The following is a 15,270-nucleotide window of genomic DNA, read 5'->3' on the forward strand; positions in this document are numbered from 1 at the left end:
GCTCGGGCGAAGCACCCTGCTTTTGTCGTTCCCGGTGCCATTGACGCTTTGGTGGCCCTCGGAAAGGCCAGCAAGGAGGTTCCCGGCGTCGATGTGAAGCTGCTGGAGCTGCTGCATCTGCGGGCGAGCCAGATCAACGGCGACGGTGCCAACGCGGACCGTCACCCGCGTCTGGCGAAGGCCGCGGGCGAGACCTCCGACGAGCGCCTGTTCGCCGTGGCCGCCTGGCGCAACACGCCGTACTTCACGGACGCCGAGCGTGCCGCCCTGGCGCTCGCCGAGGCCGTGACCCGTCTTTCGGACCGCGAGGACGCGGTCTCGGACGAGGTGTGGAACGAGGCGGCCAAGCACTTCAACGAGCAGCAGCTCGCGGCGATCGTCCTCTCGGTCGCCACCGCGAACCTGTGGAACCGTCTGCACGTGGCCATCGGCCAGGTTGCCGACCCCAACAGCTGATCACCCCCGTACAGCTGCTGGTGCCGGCCGACACCCCCGACGGCCGGCAAGGTCGGGCGGACGGCTCGACGGCGGGCGGCCCGGTCACCGCAAGGACGTTGCGGTGACCGGGCCGCTTTTGTGTCGGACGGGTTCGTGCGGACGGGGAGGGGCTGGGGGCGGCTCCCTGCGGGAACCGCCCCCAGCCCCTCTTCGCGCTACTTCTTCCGCGCGGCCTCGATGAAGGCCTCGAACAAGGGGAGCGTGTCGCTGCCCAGCTCGCCGTGGGCCTGGAGTCCGGCGAGGAAGGGGGCCGAGGGGTCCTCGGCCTCGGCGCCCTCGATGACGCCGTCGTCCGACCAGGCGGTGGCGACAAGCCCGGCGCCGAGCTTGTCGATGCCCTGGTGGTGGTGGCAGTAGACGGTGGCGGTCGGCCCGAGGGCGTTGCCGAGCAGCGAATCCGGCTTCACCTGGATCTCGCGCGGCTCGTACTTCCCGGGGACGGCGGGGGAGTGCTCGGGAAGGTGCTGGTCGAGGGTGCCGCCGCGGATGATGGATATCAGCTGGAGGCCGCGGCAGACGCCGAGCACCGGAATCCCGCGCCGCTCGGCGACCGCGAGGGCGGCGAGCTCGGCGGTGTCCCGGGCCTTGTGCGGGGGAAACGTGAACTTCTCCCGCTCGGCACCGTAAAGGGCGGGGTCGATATCGGCGCCGCCGCTCATCAGCAGTGCGTCGGCGCGCTCCATCACGGCGTCCACCGCTTCGGGAATCGGCGGTACGAGAATCGGCGCGCCACCCGCCTGGTGGACCTTCTCCATGTACTCCCAGGGGAGCAGGGCCACCGAAACGTCTCCCCAAATGTTCCAGTTCACCGTACTCAGATCGGCGGTCACCGCCACGACGGGGCGAGTCATAGAATGTCGTCCTTCCCAATTCCAGCGAAATCGAGTTTCACTAGAGCGTTACTAGTGCGCTTCTCGGGTGCGCTCCACTTGTCCGCAGCGGGTACGGAGGCTTGGATCAAGAATTACATAGAGAACGCCTCTTTGGAAGAAATCCCAAAATAGGTATCGTGGAAACACCGCCGCTTTGTGGAGGAAAGCGGCCCGTCATCGCGCGCGTTCAACTGCGAGCTGATCGCAGTCGAACACCCCTATGGGGCGTGCGATGCCCTTGCGTACCCTCACGACAAGTGATCGGTCCATCGACCAATCGGTCCATCGGTCAAATAAATGGGGGAGACAACCATGACGGCCGCGACAGAGAACCCCGGCGCCCGTATGTATCAGGAGTTTCTCGGTGTCCATGCGATCCTGCGCCGGGGAACGGAACTGGTGGCGAACGCATTCGAGCGTCTCGGCGACGGCGACCAGGTCAGTGTCAAGGAACTCATCGACACCACGCAGTGGCTCATCGACTTCACGCATCACCACCACGAGTCGGAGGACGAGCTTTTCTGGCCCGTCCTGCACGGGCTCTACCCCGAGTCGGTGGCCTCCTTCGACACCCTCAACGAGGAGCACGCGGAGCTGGACCGGGAACTCCAGGGCCTGAGCCGGGCGGTGGAGCTCCTGACGGCGGCCAACGAGGCGGGCGAGCAGATCGGCGACGCCGCGGTGACCGAGGCGGCCCACGCCGGCACGGCGGCGGCCCGCAAGGTCCGCGACATCCTGGCGGGCCACCTCGACACGGAGGAGCCGGTCGTACGCGACCTCTTCCCCGGCGTCCCCGGCCCGGAGATCGACCGCCTGCGCACCGCGATCACCGAGGGCAGCCCCAAGTCCGGCGGCCACCTGGTCTTCGGCCTCCTGGAGGACCCGGACCTGGCCGAGGGCTACGACGAACTCATCGCCAGCTTCCCCCTGCCCTTCCGCTCCCACCGCCCCGAGCTGCTCCAGATGTACGTGGCCAGCAAGAAGGCGCTGGGGCTCGCGTCGGACTGACGGCAGGGCACGGCGGCACATCCCATCCCCATGATCGGGATCGCACAGCGGCCTCCCGGCGTTGTACGGGCAGGAGAGCCCACACGGAGGTGACCGCTCGTGTTCGGTAGTGCGCTCAATGAGCTGTTCCAGCCTGGGAAGCGGCATGCCGAGGAGGAGAAGCGGCGGCTGGAGATCACCCTCGACGAGGTGGGGGACGCGGACCCCGGGCGGGGGCCGATAGACCTGGGGAGCGGCACCGTTCTCATACGGGTCCCGCCGCCCGTCCCCGACGAGGAGTAGCGCTTACGCCGAAGGGCCCGGCACCCCGTTGAGGAACGGGGTGCCGGGCCCTTCGCCGTACAGCCGAGCGCTACGCGTCGAAGACCTCCGACACCAGCTGCTCCTGCTCCTGCTCGTGGCGCTTCTTCGAGCCCACCGCGGGCGACGAGGAGTGCGGGCGCGAGATGCGGCGCAGGCGCTCGCCGTGCGGGATGTCCGCGCCGACCGCCAGGTCCAGGTGGTCGATCAGGTTGAGCGCGATGAACGGCCAGGCACCCTGGTTCGCCGGCTCCTCCTGGGCCCACAGGTACTTCTCGGCGTTCGGGTACTTGGCGATCTCGGCCTGGAGCTCGGCACCCGGCAGCGGGTACAGACGCTCCAGACGGATCAGCGCCGTGTCCGTCGCGCCGCGCTTGTCGCGCTCCGCCTTCAGGTCGTAGTAGACCTTGCCGGCGCAGAAGACGACCTTGCGGACCGCGTTCGGGTCGACGAACTCGTCACCGATCACCGGGCGGAAGCCGCCGGTGGTGAACTCCTCCGCCTTCGACGCCGCCGCCTTCAGACGCAGCATCGACTTCGGGGTGAAGACGATGAGCGGCTTGTGGTGCGGGTTGTGCACCTGCCAGCGCAGGAGGTGGAAGTAGTTCGACGGGAGCGTCGGCATGGCGACCGTCATGTTGTTCTGCGCGCACATCTGCAGGAAGCGCTCGGGGCGCGCGGACGAGTGGTCCGGGCCCTGGCCCTCGTAGCCGTGCGGCAGCAGGAGCGTGACGCCGGACGTCTGCGCCCACTTCTGCTCGGCGGAGGAGATGAACTCGTCCACGACGGTCTGCGCGCCGTTGACGAAGTCGCCGAACTGCGCCTCCCACATCACCAGGGACTCGGGACGGGCCAGCGAGTAGCCGTACTCGAAGCCCATCGCCGCGTACTCGGAGAGCAGCGAGTCGTAGACGTTGTACCGCGCCTGCTCCTCGGTGAGGTACATCAGCGGGGTGTAGTCCTCGCCCGTCTCCTGGTCGACCAGGACCGCGTGGCGCTGGCCGAAGGTGCCGCGGCGGGTGTCCTGGCCGGAGAGGCGCACCGGGGTGCCCTCCATCAGCAGCGAGCCGATGGCCAGGGTCTCGCCCATGCCCCAGTCGATCGTGCCGTCCTCGACGGAGGCGGCGCGGCGCTGGAGCTGCGGCATCAGCCGCGGGTGGACCTTGATCCGCTCGGGGATGTTCACCTGCGACTCGGCGATGCGCTTCACGACCTCCTGGGAGACCGCGGTGCTCACCGCCGCCGGGAACTCGGCCTGCGGCTCGGGGGACTGGATCTCGCCCGGGTGCGAGGTGGCCTCGCGGACCTCGGCGAAGACCTTCTCCAGCTGGCCCTGGAAGTCCTGGAGCGCCTGCTCGGCCTCTTCCAGGGTGATGTCGCCGCGACCGATCAGCGACTCGGTGTACAGCTTGCGCACCGAGCGCTTCTTGTCGATCAGGTTGTACATCTGCGGGTTGGTGAACTGCGGGTTGTCGCCCTCGTTGTGACCGCGGCGGCGGTAGCAGATGAGGTCGATCACGACGTCCTTGTTGAACGTCTGGCGGAACTCGAAGGCCAGGCGGGCCACGCGGACCACGGCCTCCGGGTCGTCGCCGTTCACGTGGATGATCGGGGCCTCGATCATGCGGGCCACGTCGGTCGCGTACATCGAGGACCGGGAGGACTCCGGCGCCGCCGTGAAGCCGACCTGGTTGTTGATGACGATGTGGACCGTGCCGCCGGTGCGGTAGCCGCGCAGCTGCGACATGTTCAGGGTCTCGGCGACGACACCCTGGCCCGCGAAGGCCGCGTCACCGTGCAGGGCGACCGGCAGGACCGTGAAGTCCGTGCCGCCCTTGTTGATGACGTCCTGCTTGGCGCGGACGACGCCCTCCAGGACCGGGTCCACCGCCTCCAGGTGCGAGGGGTTGGCGACGAGCGAGACCTTGATCTGCTCGCCGTCCAGGCCCGTGAAGGTGCCCTCGGCGCCCAGGTGGTACTTGACGTCGCCGGAGCCGTGCATCGACTTCGGGTCGAGGTTGCCCTCGAACTCGCGGAAGATCTGCGCGTACGACTTGCCCACGATGTTGGCGAGGACGTTCAGGCGGCCGCGGTGGGCCATGCCGATGACGACCTCGTCCAGGCGCGACTCGGCCGCGCTGTCGATGACCGCGTCGAGCAGCGGGATGACCGACTCGCCGCCTTCGAGGCTGAAGCGCTTCTGGCCGACGTACTTGGTCTGCAGGAACGTCTCGAACGCCTCCGCCGCGTTCAGACGGCGCAGGATCCGCAGCTGCTCCTCGCGCTCCGGCTTGGAGTGCGGGCGCTCGACGCGGTCCTGGATCCACTTGCGCTGCTTGGGGTCCTGGATGTGCATGAACTCGATGCCGGTGGTGCGGCAGTACGAGTCGCGCAGCACGCCGAGGACGTCGCGCAGCTTCATCAGGGACTTGCCGGCGAAGCCGCCGACCGCGAACTCGCGCTCCAGGTCCCACAGGGTGAGCCCGTGCTCGGTGATGTCCAGGTCGGGGTGCTTGCGCTGGCGGTACTCCAGCGGGTCCGTGTCGGCCATGACGTGGCCGCGGACCCGGTAGGAGTGGATCAGCTCGAAGACGCGCGCGGCCTTGGTGACGTCGTCGTCGTGCGAGGCGTCGATGTCCTTGAGCCAGCGGACCGGCTCGTAGGGGATGCGCAGCGACTCGAAGATGCCGTCGTAGAAGCCGTCGTCGCCGAGCAGCAGGTTGGCGACGATCCGCAGGAACTCGCCGGAGGCGGCGCCCTGGATGACCCGGTGGTCGTACGTGGAGGTGAGGGTCATCACCTTGGAGATGCCCAGCTTGTTCAGGGTGTCCTGGGAGGTGCCCTGGAACTCGGCCGGGTAGTCCATCGAGCCGACGCCCATGATGACCGACTGCCCGGGCATCAGACGCGGCACGGAGTGGACGGTGCCGAGGCCGCCGGGGTTGGTCAGGGAGACCGTGACGCCGGAGAAGTCGTCCATCGTCAGCTTGCCCTGGCGGGCCCGCTTGACGATGTCCTCGTACGCCTGCCAGAACTCGAAGAAGTTGAGCGTCTCGGCCTTCTTGATGCCCGCGACGACCAGCTGGCGGTCGCCGTTGGGCTTCACCAGGTCGATGGCGAGACCGAAGTTGATGTGCTCCGGCTTGACCAGGGTCGGCTTGCCGTCCTTCTCCGTGAAGGAGTAGTTCATCGACGGCATGGCCTTGATGGCCTGCACCATCGCGTACCCGATGAGGTGGGTGAAGGAGATCTTCCCGCCCCGGGCGCGCTTCAGGTGGTTGTTGATCACGATCCGGTTGTCGAACAGCAGCTTCACCGGGACCGCGCGCACCGACGTGGCCGTCGGGACGTCGATCGAGGCGTGCATGTTCTTCGCCACGGCGGCGGCGGGGCCGCGCAGCGTGACGTACTCCGGACCGGCCGGGGCCTCGGTCGCCGGGGCAGCCTTGGCCGCGGGCTTCGCCGGGGCCGGGGCGGCCGCGGCGGGCTGCGCCGGAGCGGCGGGGGCCTGGGCGGCGGGGGCCGGCGCGGGCGCGGCCGGAGCCGGGGCCTGGGCGGCGGGCGCCGGGGTGACCGGGGCCGGAGCGGCGGGCGCGGCAGGGGTGGCTACCGCAGCCCCCGCGGCTGCGGCGGGAGCCCCCGCGACAGGCTTGTCCGCCGTGCCGGAGGCACCCGGCTTGTAGTCGGCGAAGAAGTCCCACCAGGCACGGTCGACCGAATTGGGGTCCTGGAGGTACTGCTGGTAGATCTCGTCGACGAGCCACTCATTGGCACCGAAGCCGGCTGCAGGGTTCTTGCCCTGCCCGTCTTGGTCGGTCGAGACGCTCGAATTACTGGGGGACTGAGACGACACGGCGGCAACCGCCCTCTTCCGCTTCACAAGGTGATGGACAGCGGAAATAAAGGCTACGCCTCCCTGGCCTGGAGGTGCAGACCGGGCGTGCCACAGTCGCGTAAGTCACACCGGAAAGCGAGTTTCAGGGCAGGATTTGGCGGGAAACAGATCAGGTTCGGCTGGCGAGTGGGTACGCCACAGCGCGGTTGCGACCCCGCTGGAGCCGCATCCCCTGACCACTCACACCCCGCTTGCAGCGGCTCCACTGGAGCGGCTGCGCCGCGCGAATGTCTGCTTCCGGTTCGAACCCTACGTCAATTCGTCGTCCGGGGTACGCCCGGAAGGGTGACCTGGATGCGGCATCCGCGTGATGATTCGGCCACGCCGATGTGGCCGCCGTGCAGATCCACCGCCCAGCGGGCGATCGCCAGGCCCAGGCCCGTACCGCCGTCGCTGCCCGGCCCGTGCGGGGCCGAGGCGTCGCCCCGGTTGAACCGCTCGAAGACCCGGTGCCACTCGGACTTCGGGATGCCCGGCCCCTCGTCCAGGACCTCCAGGTCCAGGGACTCGGGCTGCGGGCCGCGCCGGGCCCGTACGGTGACGCGGCCGTGCGGCGGCGAGTGCTTGACCGCGTTGTCGATGAGATTCGCCACCACCTGGTGCAGCCGCTCCCGGTCCGCGTGCGCGGTCAGCTCGGGCGGCGAGACGTCCAGGTGGAGATGGACGTCGGTACGCGTGTGGTTGCCGGACCCGGAGGACAGGCCGCGCCGGGAGGCGGCCAGATTGGCCTCCTTGAGCACCCCGGACAGATACGGCCACACCTCGAAGCGGTGCGCCCGCAGCGGGACGACGCCGTTGTCCAGGCGGGACAGGTCCAGCAGGGTCTCCACCAGGCGCCCCAGCCGTTCCGTCTGCTTCAGGGCCGTGCGCATCGTCTCGGGGTCGGCGGCCGAGACGCCGTCCACCACGTTCTCCAGGACCGCCCGCAGCGCCGCGATCGGGGTGCGCAGCTCGTGGGAGACATTCGCCACGAGTTCCTTGCGGTGGCGGTCCACGGCCTCCAGGTCGTCCGCCATGCGGTTGATGGTGGAGGCGAGGTCGCCGAGCTCGTCGCGGCGGCCGTCGCCGCGCACCCGGCGGGTGTAGTCGCCGTGCGAGATCGCCCGGGCGACGGTGTTCATCTCGTCCAGCGGCGCGGTCAGGCCGTGCGCCACGAACTGGGTGATGAGCAGGGTGGCTATCACCGAGAAGACGGTGATGAACCGCAGCTCGGTGCGGGTCTGCACGGCCACCATCAGCAGCCCGGTGGTGATGAAGACCGAGACCACGACCAGTGAGCCGAGCTTCGTCTTGATGGAGATGGAAACCTCCCTCAGGCCGCCCCTCAGCCTTTCGCGCACCCGGTCGCGGGCCCCGGCGCCCGGCCCGTTCCGCCGGGCCCGCCCGTTCACCGCCCCGGCCGCCGCCCGGCTCATGGCGCCGGGGTCTCCAGTGCGTAGCCCACGCCGTGGACCGTGCGGATGCGCTCGGCCCCGATCTTCCGGCGCAGCGCCTTGATGTGGCTGTCCACGGTACGGGTGCCCGAGGCGTCCGCCCAGTCCCAGACCTCCGCGAGCAGCTGCTCGCGGGAGAGCACCGCGCGCGGGGTGTTGGCCAGGCAGCTCAGCAGGTCGAACTCGGTCGGGGTGAGGTGCACGTCCTCGCCGCGCACCCGGACCCGGCGCTGCGCGTGGTCGATCTCCAGCTCGCCCAGCCGCAGGATCCCGGTGCGCGGGGTGGCCGCCGCGAGCGTGGCCCGCTCGACCCGGCGCAGCAGCACGTGCACCCGGGCCGCCAGCTCCCGCATGGAGAACGGCTTGGTCATGTAGTCGTCCGCGCCGACGCCCAGACCGACCAGCATGTCCGTCTCGTCGTCGCGCGCCGTCAGCATCAGCACCGGGACCGGCCGGCGGGCCTGCACCCGGCGGCAGACCTCCAGGCCGTCGAAGCCCGGCAGCATGATGTCCAGGACCATCAGGTCCGGCTGCCACGCCTCGGCCGTGTCCACGGCGGCCGGGCCGTCCAGGGCCGTCTGGACCTGGAAGCCCTCGGCCCGCAGCCGTGCCGCGATGGCGTCGACGATCGTCGTGTCGTCCTCGACGACCAGCACCCGGCGCTGGGCGCCGGGGGTCGCCGCGACGCCGTTGTGGGTGGTGTGTGCCTGCTCCATCGCCCCGCCCTGATATTGCTTCCGGGGATCCGTGGGGTGATCCCCTGTGTCCGTCAGAGACTAGAGGCACCGGCCGCGTCCCGGCTACGCAGGGCGAACGGCGAGATGGACCACGTCAGGGACGCCCCGGGCAACTGTGATCTCTTCGGTCCTAACCCCGGAGAATCCGGCATTACGGAGAGCCTCCTCGAAGGCGGGGGACGGCTGCGCGGACCACACCGCGAGGACTCCGCCGGGGGTGAGCCGGTCCCGGCAGGCCGCGAGACCGGCGGGGGAGTAGAGGCTGCCGTTGCTTTCGGTGACGGTCCAGTCGGGCCCGTTGTCGATGTCCAGGCAGAGCGCGTCGAAGGTGTCCTGGGCGCTCGTCACGTACGCGACCAGATCGGTGTGCAGGACCTCGGTGCGGGGGTCGGCCAGGGCGGCCTCGGAGAGCGGTGCCAGGGGCCCCGAGCGGTGCCAGTCGACGACCGCCAACTCGCGTTCCACCACGGCGATCCGGCCCCACCGGGGGTCGGCGGCGGCGTGCGCGAGCGAGAAGCCGACGCCGAGCCCGCCGATGAGCACCGAGGGCCGCTCGCGGCCGGCCGGCAGCGCGTCGCGCGCGGCGTCCACGAGCAGCCGCTCCGAGCGCCCGTCGGAGGTGTCCATCAGGAACGTGCCGTTGGCGATGATCTCGAAGTGCGGGCCGCGCCGCCGGAGCACGACCTCTCCGTACGGCCCCTCGCGCCGGTCGAGTACGACCGGGACGGCGATCGGGTCGGCGATGGACATGCAAGGACCTCCTCGAAAGCGGAGCGAACGGCTCGGAGGCCGACGCGCGGCCTGCGTCAAAGGTTGTCCAATGTGGCACAAGTCATAGACGTGAAGGGGAGCGTTCGCAGAGGGTGAGCGTTGTACAAGCGTAAGCATCAAGGCCGGACGATCACCGGCGCGGCTTGTGGTTCCGGGCGTGTGTGCGGCGCCCGGTGGAAGGGGCCTCACCGGTGAACCCTGGAACGGCGCGGGACCACGCGCGGCTGCTCGACGGCATCCCGCGGCAGCGGCCGACGGCCCGGCGGACGGGCGACGAGACGCCGGAGGGCGGGGACATCGCGAAGAGCCCCGCGGCGGCCGGGACGCCCGCCGGTCCGCAGGTGCGCGGACTGCTGCGCCGCGCCGTCCAGTTGCTGCCGACCCCGACGGGCACGCCCTTCACCTTCGCGTACACCCTGCTGCTGCTCCTCACGTCGCTGTACGTGGAGGTCGGCGACCCGGACACGGTCCGCACGCTGCTCGAAGGCTCCAGCACCGATGTGCAGCACCTCAGCCGCACCCCCGTGCTCGTGCTGCTCGCCAGCGCGCTGTGGATCGCGGGCGGCATCTCCTCGCCGTGGGCCGTCGGCTTCGTCTTCATCCTCACCGCCCTGGAGCGCCGCGTCGGCGGGGTGCGCACGGCCGGGGTGTTCCTGCTCGGGCATGTGGTGGCGACGCTGGTGACCGAGGTGCCGGTGGGCGTCTCCGTGATGGCGGGACAGCTGCCGGACTCCTCGCTGCACCGCCTCGACTACGGCATCAGCTTCGGCCTGATGGCGAGCGTCGGCGCGCTCGCGGGGCTGCTGCCCCCGCTGCTGCGGTGGCCGCTGCTCGGCGTGATGGCCGTGCTGCTCATCCAGGACCTGCTGGACATGGTGGATCCGCTGGCCAGCTGGGGCCATCCGACCGCCCTGCTCGTCGGCGTCGTCTGCTGGCCGGTGCTGCGCCGGGCGGACCGGCGCCGGTCCGGGCGTACCGACGAGCCGTCAGCGGTAGCCGACGGGCAGCTGGGCTCGTACGTTCCGTAGCGCCGGGCCCTGGTGGATGTCGTCGGTCAGGACGACGTGTCCCTCGTACGTGTACTGGTACATCAGCGCGTCGGCGATCGGGCGCCCGGTCGGGCGCGGCGGCAGATGCGCGAAGTCGGCGTCCTTGAGGGCGGTGCGGAGCCTGGCCAGGGCGTCGGGCGTCAGCGTCCCGGTGGTGGTCTTCCCGTCCCGGCTCGTCGAGGTGTACGAGCCGTCCTCCTTGACCACCAGCTCGTTGTGGAGCCCCGCGAACCCGCCGCTCACCACCATCTTGAGCAGCTGCGCGTGCTGGGCGGGCGGCGTGGGCGTGGCGCTCTCCGGCGAGCTGGGCGGCGGCGAACTCGGCGGCGGGGTCTGCGCGCTCAGGGTGCCGCTCGGCGCCGGGGCGGTCGACTTGGAGGCGCCGTCCGCCGGGGAGCTCGTGGAGTCGCAGGCCGTCGCCGCGAGCAAGGTGACGAGCAGCAGCGCTCCGGTCGTCGTCCAGGTCCTGCCCGTGTGGCTCATGCAGCCGAGGATGCCGGATCGGTGGGAGCGAAGTACAGGCTCGCCATCGGCGAATGCGTCGTCCAGCCGAGCGATGTGTACAGCGCCTGCCCGTCGGGGGTGCCCACCAGGACGCCGGTGGTGGCGCCCGCCGCGTGCGCGCCGCTCTGGAGCGTGCGCATGACCAGGCTCGCGAGCCCGCGGCGCCGGTGCTCGGGCGACGTCTCGATCTGGTCGGCCACGGCGGTCGCGCCGGTGGGGGCGATCTGGCCGCGCGCGGCGAAGTGGCCCGCCTCGGTGCGCACCAGGACGCGCAGCACGCCGCCGGTGGTCCAGCGGGTCAGCGTGTAACCGGCCGGGACCTCGGCGGGGGCCGGGGCCAGCGGCACCGTCATCAGGAAGCCGGGCTCGTCGCTGTGCCAGCCGGGGCCGAGCCACGGCCGGACCGTGTCGCCTTCCGCGAAGAGCTTCAGCCAGGTGCCGGGCGCGGTGGTCGCCTCGACCAGCTTGCGCACCGAGGCCTCGTCGGGCTCGGGCAGGACGTGCCGGGAGACCTGCTTGACCTGGCCGACGTCGATGGTCCAGCCCCAGGGCTCGGCGACCGGCGCCGCCGCGCCGCGCGACACGACCCACCCCTTGGTCCAGGCCTCGACGAGCTCCGGTACGGATTCCATGGCTGTCCTCCCCGTAATAGCGATAGAGCCGATGTGAGTAATAGTCCCTATCGCTCTACGACTCTTACAAGAGGTGATCGCTCAGAGCGAACAGCCGGTGGGGAACATTCCTTGGCTCACATGCATTGAGTCGGCATAGCTCAACTTGACTGCCGAAGGGGAGATCATGGCTCACTCGTCCGCACCGCTCACCCTGCCTGTGCTGCCGCTCGACGACGAGGTCGTCCTGCCCGGGATGGTCGTGCCGCTGGATCTGTCCGACACCGAGGTGCGGGCCGCCGTAGAGGCCGCCCAGGCGGCCGTCCGGGCCGACGGCCCCTCGGCGGGCAAGCCCCGGGTGCTGCTCGTCCCGCGCGTCGACGGGGCCTACGCCGCGACCGGCGTCCTCGGCACCGTGGAGCAGGTCGGCCGGCTCTCCGACGGCGACCCGGGCGCGCTCATCCGCGGTGTGGCGCGGGTGCGCATCGGCGCCGGCACCACCGGCCCGGGCGGCGCCCTGTGGGTGGAGGGCACCACGGTCGAGGAGACCGTCCCCGACCCCCTGCCCGGCCAGGTCGCCGAACTGGTCAAGGAGTACAAGGCGCTCGCCACCGAGTGGCTGAAGAAGCGCGGCGCCTGGCAGGTCGTCGACCGCGTCCAGCAGATCGAGGGCGTCTCGGCCCTCGCCGACAACTCCGGCTACTCACCCTTCCTCACCACCGCCCAGAAGGTCGAGCTCCTGGAGACCGCCGACCCGGTCGCCCGCCTCAAGCTCGCCACCGAGCACCTGCGCGAGCACCTCGCCGAGCAGGACGTGGCCGAGTCCATCGCCAAGGACGTCCAGGAGGGCGTGGACAAGCAGCAGCGCGAGTTCCTGCTGCGCCGCCAGCTCGACGCCGTACGCAAGGAGCTGCGCGAGCTCAACGGCGAGTCGGAGGGCGACGCGTCCGACGACTACCGGGCCCGGGTGGAGGCCGCCGACCTCCCCGAGAAGGTCCGCGAGGCCGCCCTCAAGGAGGTCGAGAAGCTGGAGCGCTCCAGCGACCAGTCCCCCGAGGGCTCCTGGATCCGCACCTGGCTGGACACCGTCCTGGAACTCCCGTGGCAGGAGCGGACGGAGGACGTGTACGACATCGCGGGCGCCCGCGCGGTCCTGGACGCCGAGCACGCGGGTCTGGAGGACGTGAAGGAGCGCATCACCGAGTACCTGGCGGTCCGCAAGCGGCGCGCCGACCGGGGTCTCGGCGTCGTCGGCGGGCGGCGCGGGGGCGCGGTGCTCGCGCTCGTCGGCCCGCCCGGCGTGGGAAAGACGAGCGTCGCCGAGAGCGTGGCCCACGCCATGGGCCGCAAGTTCGTCCGCGTCGCCCTCGGCGGCGTCCGCGACGAGGCCGAGATCCGCGGCCACCGGCGTACGTACGTGGGCGCGCTGCCCGGCCGGATCGTCCGGGCCGTCAAGGAGGCCGGGTCGATGAACCCGGTGGTGCTGCTCGACGAGATCGACAAGATCGGCTCCGACTTCCGCGGCGACCCGGCCGCGGCCCTGCTCGAAGTCCTCGACCCGGCGCAGAACCACACGTTCCGCGACCACTACCTGGAGGTCGAGCTCGATCTGAGCGACGTCGTCTTCCTGGCCACGGCCAACGTCCTGGAGGCCATCCCGGAGGCGCTGCTCGACCGTATGGAGCTGGTCCGCCTGGACGGCTACACCGAGGACGAGAAGGTCGTCATCGCCCGCGACCACCTGCTCCCGCGCCAGCTGGAGCGGGCCGGGCTCGACGCCGGCGAGGTGGACCTGGAGGAGGCCGCGCTGCGCAGGCTGGCGGGGGAGTACACCCGCGAGGCGGGCGTGCGGAACCTGGAGCGCTCGCTCGCCCGGCTGCTGCGCAAGGTGGCGGCCCAGCACGAGACCGGCGAGCGCGCCCTGCCCTTCACGGTCACCCCCGACGACCTGCGCGCGCTGATCGGGCGCCCGCACCACGTCCCCGAGTCCGCCCAGGACCCGGCGGAGCGGCGCACCTCGGTGCCCGGCGTGGCCACCGGCCTCGCGGTGACCGGGGCGGGCGGCGACGTCCTGTTCGTCGAGGCGTCGCTCGCCGACCCGGAGACGGGCGCGGCGGGGCTGACCCTCACCGGCCAGCTGGGCGACGTGATGAAGGAGTCGGCGCAGATCGCGCTGAGCTTCCTGCGCTCGCACGGCGCGGAGCTGGAGCTGCCGGTGGCCGACCTGAAGGACCGGGGCGTGCACGTCCACTTCCCGGCGGGCGCGGTCCCCAAGGACGGCCCGAGCGCGGGCATCACGCTGGTGACCGCCCTGTCCTCGCTGCTCAGCGGACGCCTGGTCCGCACCGACGTGGCGATGACCGGTGAGGTGTCGCTGACCGGGCGGGTGCTGCCGATCGGCGGGCTGAAGCAGAAGCTGCTCGCGGCGCACCGGGCGGGGATCACCACGGTGGTGATCCCCAAGCGCAACGAGCCGGACCTCGACGACGTCCCCGCGGAGGTCCTGGAGAAGCTGGAGGTCCACCCGGTCAGCGACGTCCGCCAGGTCCTGGAGATCGCGCTGTCCCCGGCGGAGGTGCGGGTGCCGGTGGCCGCGTAGCGGCCGGTTTGGCCCGGTGTTCGTCTGCGGCCCGTGGTGGGTTGCTCGCGCAGTTCCCCGCGCCCCTAGGTATTTAGGGGCGCGGGGAACTGCGCGCTCAGCCACCCACGGTCCGCAGACGAAGCACTCCCCGCACTACGCTCGCACCGCCCGCTCGTACAGCCCCCGCGCATGCGAGTCGAACAGCACCGCCGTCGACGCCACATCCGTGTCGCCGCCGCTCAGCACCCCGATGAGGCGGCCGCGGTGGTCCGGCCCCCGGTAGTCCGCCAGCCACGGGCTGCCGCTGGTGCCCGTCCAGAACCCGGCGCAGTCGATCCGTACGTCGCTCGCCAGATCGGGGTCCGGGCGGGTGTCGGTGGTGCAGGCGATGGGCCGGTTCTCCGGGTTGTGGTCCTCGTCCGGATAGCCGAAGACGGTCACCCGGCGCCGCGGCCCCGAGCTCCAGTCGGGCTGGGCCGCGCCCACCACGCTTTGCACGCTGCGGCCCCGGGCGTCCGGCTCCAGGGTCAGGAAGGCGTAGTCGAAGGAGTCGTCGCCGTCCCCGGACCACCGCTCGTCGGTCTGGACGGCTCTGACCTTCCAGGTCCCGTACGGGTACGAGCCCTTGACCGCGCCGGAGAAGCCGGGCGCGAACGCCATCGAGCCCGCCGTCCCGGCGTCCGCGCAGTGCGCGGCGGTGGCGACGACGTTGCCCTTGGGGCTGGCGACGACGCTGGCCGTGCACCAGTGCCTGTCGCCGTCGACCAGCACGCCCACGGACGGCAGCCCGGACGTCGCGGCGGCGGACGACTGCGGAGCGGGCGCGGGCGGCACCTCGTCGGGCCGGTCCTGCTGGGGCGCCGACGCGGCCGACGACCAGCCGCACCCCGTGACCAGGGCCAGCATCCCCGCGGCGGACACCCGCCCCACCCTTCGCAGCACGCGCATGGAGACCATCCTGTCGTATGACGGGACGCGGCGCGGTGAGGCCCCCGGAGCGCGTCGGCGCGC

Annotated in this window: 13 protein-coding genes; 5 read left to right on the forward strand and 8 right to left on the reverse strand. The window is 71.2% G+C overall.

Features of this window, described 5'->3' with window-relative positions:
• Window positions 1–51: 51 nt before the first annotated feature.
• Window positions 52–456, forward strand: coding sequence for a carboxymuconolactone decarboxylase family protein (locus BX283_RS26915; protein ID WP_373979630.1), 405 nt, complete (start codon window positions 52–54; stop codon window positions 454–456).
• A gap of 197 nt (window positions 457–653) precedes the next feature.
• Here the strand turns inward: BX283_RS26915 and BX283_RS26920 are convergent, their stop codons facing one another.
• The gene (locus BX283_RS26920) at window positions 654–1,349 is read right to left on the reverse strand and encodes a gamma-glutamyl-gamma-aminobutyrate hydrolase family protein (protein ID WP_257583887.1); all 696 of its coding nucleotides are present in this window, start codon (window positions 1,347–1,349) and stop codon (window positions 654–656) included.
• Window positions 1,350–1,682: 333 nt separating this feature from the next.
• Here BX283_RS26920 and BX283_RS26925 point away from each other — a divergent pair, with 333 nt between their 5' ends.
• Both BX283_RS26925 and BX283_RS26930 read left to right on the forward strand, forming a co-directional pair.
• Complete coding sequence (locus tag BX283_RS26925) at window positions 1,683–2,378, forward strand: hemerythrin domain-containing protein (protein ID WP_180357261.1); 696 nt, start codon at window positions 1,683–1,685, stop codon at window positions 2,376–2,378.
• Between the two features lie 99 nt (window positions 2,379–2,477).
• Entirely contained in the window at window positions 2,478–2,660 is a 183-nt protein-coding gene (locus tag BX283_RS26930) for a DUF6191 domain-containing protein (protein WP_101390088.1), read from the forward strand.
• Window positions 2,661–2,730: 70 nt separating this feature from the next.
• On the opposite strand, the gene BX283_RS26935 is transcribed toward BX283_RS26930, so the two are convergent.
• The 4 genes from BX283_RS26935 to BX283_RS26950 form a co-directional block, all read right to left on the reverse strand.
• Window positions 2,731–6,531 carry a multifunctional oxoglutarate decarboxylase/oxoglutarate dehydrogenase thiamine pyrophosphate-binding subunit/dihydrolipoyllysine-residue succinyltransferase subunit gene (locus BX283_RS26935; protein ID WP_101390089.1) on the reverse strand — a complete coding sequence of 1,267 codons (3,801 nt, stop codon included), beginning with the start codon at window positions 6,529–6,531 and terminating at the stop codon, window positions 2,731–2,733.
• Window positions 6,532–6,827: 296 nt separating this feature from the next.
• A complete protein-coding gene (locus tag BX283_RS26940; protein ID WP_257583888.1) occupies window positions 6,828–7,988 on the reverse strand; it encodes a cell wall metabolism sensor histidine kinase WalK in 1,161 nt (386 codons plus the stop codon).
• Window positions 7,985–8,722 (reverse strand): response regulator transcription factor, encoded by a 738-nt coding sequence (locus BX283_RS26945; RefSeq protein WP_067163879.1) that lies wholly within the window; start codon window positions 8,720–8,722, stop codon window positions 7,985–7,987. The genes BX283_RS26940 and BX283_RS26945 overlap by 4 nt, the downstream gene beginning before the upstream one ends.
• Before the next feature lie 84 nt (window positions 8,723–8,806).
• The gene (locus tag BX283_RS26950) at window positions 8,807–9,493 is read right to left on the reverse strand and encodes a spermidine synthase (protein WP_101390090.1); all 687 of its coding nucleotides are present in this window, start codon (window positions 9,491–9,493) and stop codon (window positions 8,807–8,809) included.
• A 212-nt stretch (window positions 9,494–9,705) separates the two neighbouring features.
• On the opposite strand from BX283_RS26950, the gene BX283_RS26955 reads away from it, so the two are divergent.
• Complete coding sequence (locus tag BX283_RS26955; RefSeq protein ID WP_180357262.1) at window positions 9,706–10,542, forward strand: rhomboid-like protein; 837 nt, start codon at window positions 9,706–9,708, stop codon at window positions 10,540–10,542.
• Here BX283_RS26955 and BX283_RS26960 read toward each other — a convergent pair.
• Both BX283_RS26960 and BX283_RS26965 read right to left on the reverse strand, forming a co-directional pair.
• Window positions 10,501–11,046: a hypothetical protein gene (locus BX283_RS26960; protein ID WP_101390091.1), complete on the reverse strand. Its 546-nt coding sequence runs from the start codon at window positions 11,044–11,046 to the stop codon at window positions 10,501–10,503. The genes BX283_RS26955 and BX283_RS26960 overlap by 42 nt on opposite strands.
• Window positions 11,043–11,699 (reverse strand): GNAT family N-acetyltransferase, encoded by a 657-nt coding sequence (locus BX283_RS26965; RefSeq protein WP_101390092.1) that lies wholly within the window; start codon window positions 11,697–11,699, stop codon window positions 11,043–11,045. The genes BX283_RS26960 and BX283_RS26965 overlap by 4 nt, the downstream gene beginning before the upstream one ends.
• A gap of 166 nt (window positions 11,700–11,865) precedes the next feature.
• Here BX283_RS26965 and lon point away from each other — a divergent pair, with 166 nt between their 5' ends.
• Window positions 11,866–14,277, forward strand: coding sequence for an endopeptidase La (gene lon, locus BX283_RS26970; RefSeq protein WP_101390093.1), 2,412 nt, complete (start codon window positions 11,866–11,868; stop codon window positions 14,275–14,277).
• A 135-nt stretch (window positions 14,278–14,412) separates the two neighbouring features.
• On the opposite strand, the gene BX283_RS26975 is transcribed toward lon, so the two are convergent.
• Window positions 14,413–15,207, reverse strand: coding sequence for a serine protease (locus BX283_RS26975; RefSeq protein ID WP_257583889.1), 795 nt, complete (start codon window positions 15,205–15,207; stop codon window positions 14,413–14,415).
• Window positions 15,208–15,270: the final 63 nt, after the last annotated feature.

The sequence above is a fragment of the Streptomyces sp. TLI_146 genome, from assembly GCF_002846415.1.
Classification (GTDB): domain Bacteria; phylum Actinomycetota; class Actinomycetes; order Streptomycetales; family Streptomycetaceae; genus Streptomyces.

Bases quoted from the DNA above. Each gene is read 5' to 3' on its own strand.
- BX283_RS26940 (WP_257583888.1), bottom strand. From the start codon at position 7,988: ATGAGCCGGGCGGCGGCCGGGGCGGTGAACGGGCGGGCCCGGCGGAAC.
- BX283_RS26925 (WP_180357261.1), top strand. From the start codon at position 1,683: ATGACGGCCGCGACAGAGAACCCCGGCGCCCGTATGTATCAGGAGTTT.
- lon (WP_101390093.1), top strand. From the start codon at position 11,866: ATGGCTCACTCGTCCGCACCGCTCACCCTGCCTGTGCTGCCGCTCGAC.
- BX283_RS26960 (WP_101390091.1), bottom strand. From the start codon at position 11,046: ATGAGCCACACGGGCAGGACCTGGACGACGACCGGAGCGCTGCTGCTC.
- BX283_RS26965 (WP_101390092.1), bottom strand. From the start codon at position 11,699: ATGGAATCCGTACCGGAGCTCGTCGAGGCCTGGACCAAGGGGTGGGTC.
- BX283_RS26945 (WP_067163879.1), bottom strand. From the start codon at position 8,722: ATGGAGCAGGCACACACCACCCACAACGGCGTCGCGGCGACCCCCGGC.
- BX283_RS26975 (WP_257583889.1), bottom strand. From the start codon at position 15,207: ATGCGCGTGCTGCGAAGGGTGGGGCGGGTGTCCGCCGCGGGGATGCTG.
- BX283_RS26950 (WP_101390090.1), bottom strand. From the start codon at position 9,493: ATGTCCATCGCCGACCCGATCGCCGTCCCGGTCGTACTCGACCGGCGC.
- BX283_RS26920 (WP_257583887.1), bottom strand. From the start codon at position 1,349: ATGACTCGCCCCGTCGTGGCGGTGACCGCCGATCTGAGTACGGTGAAC.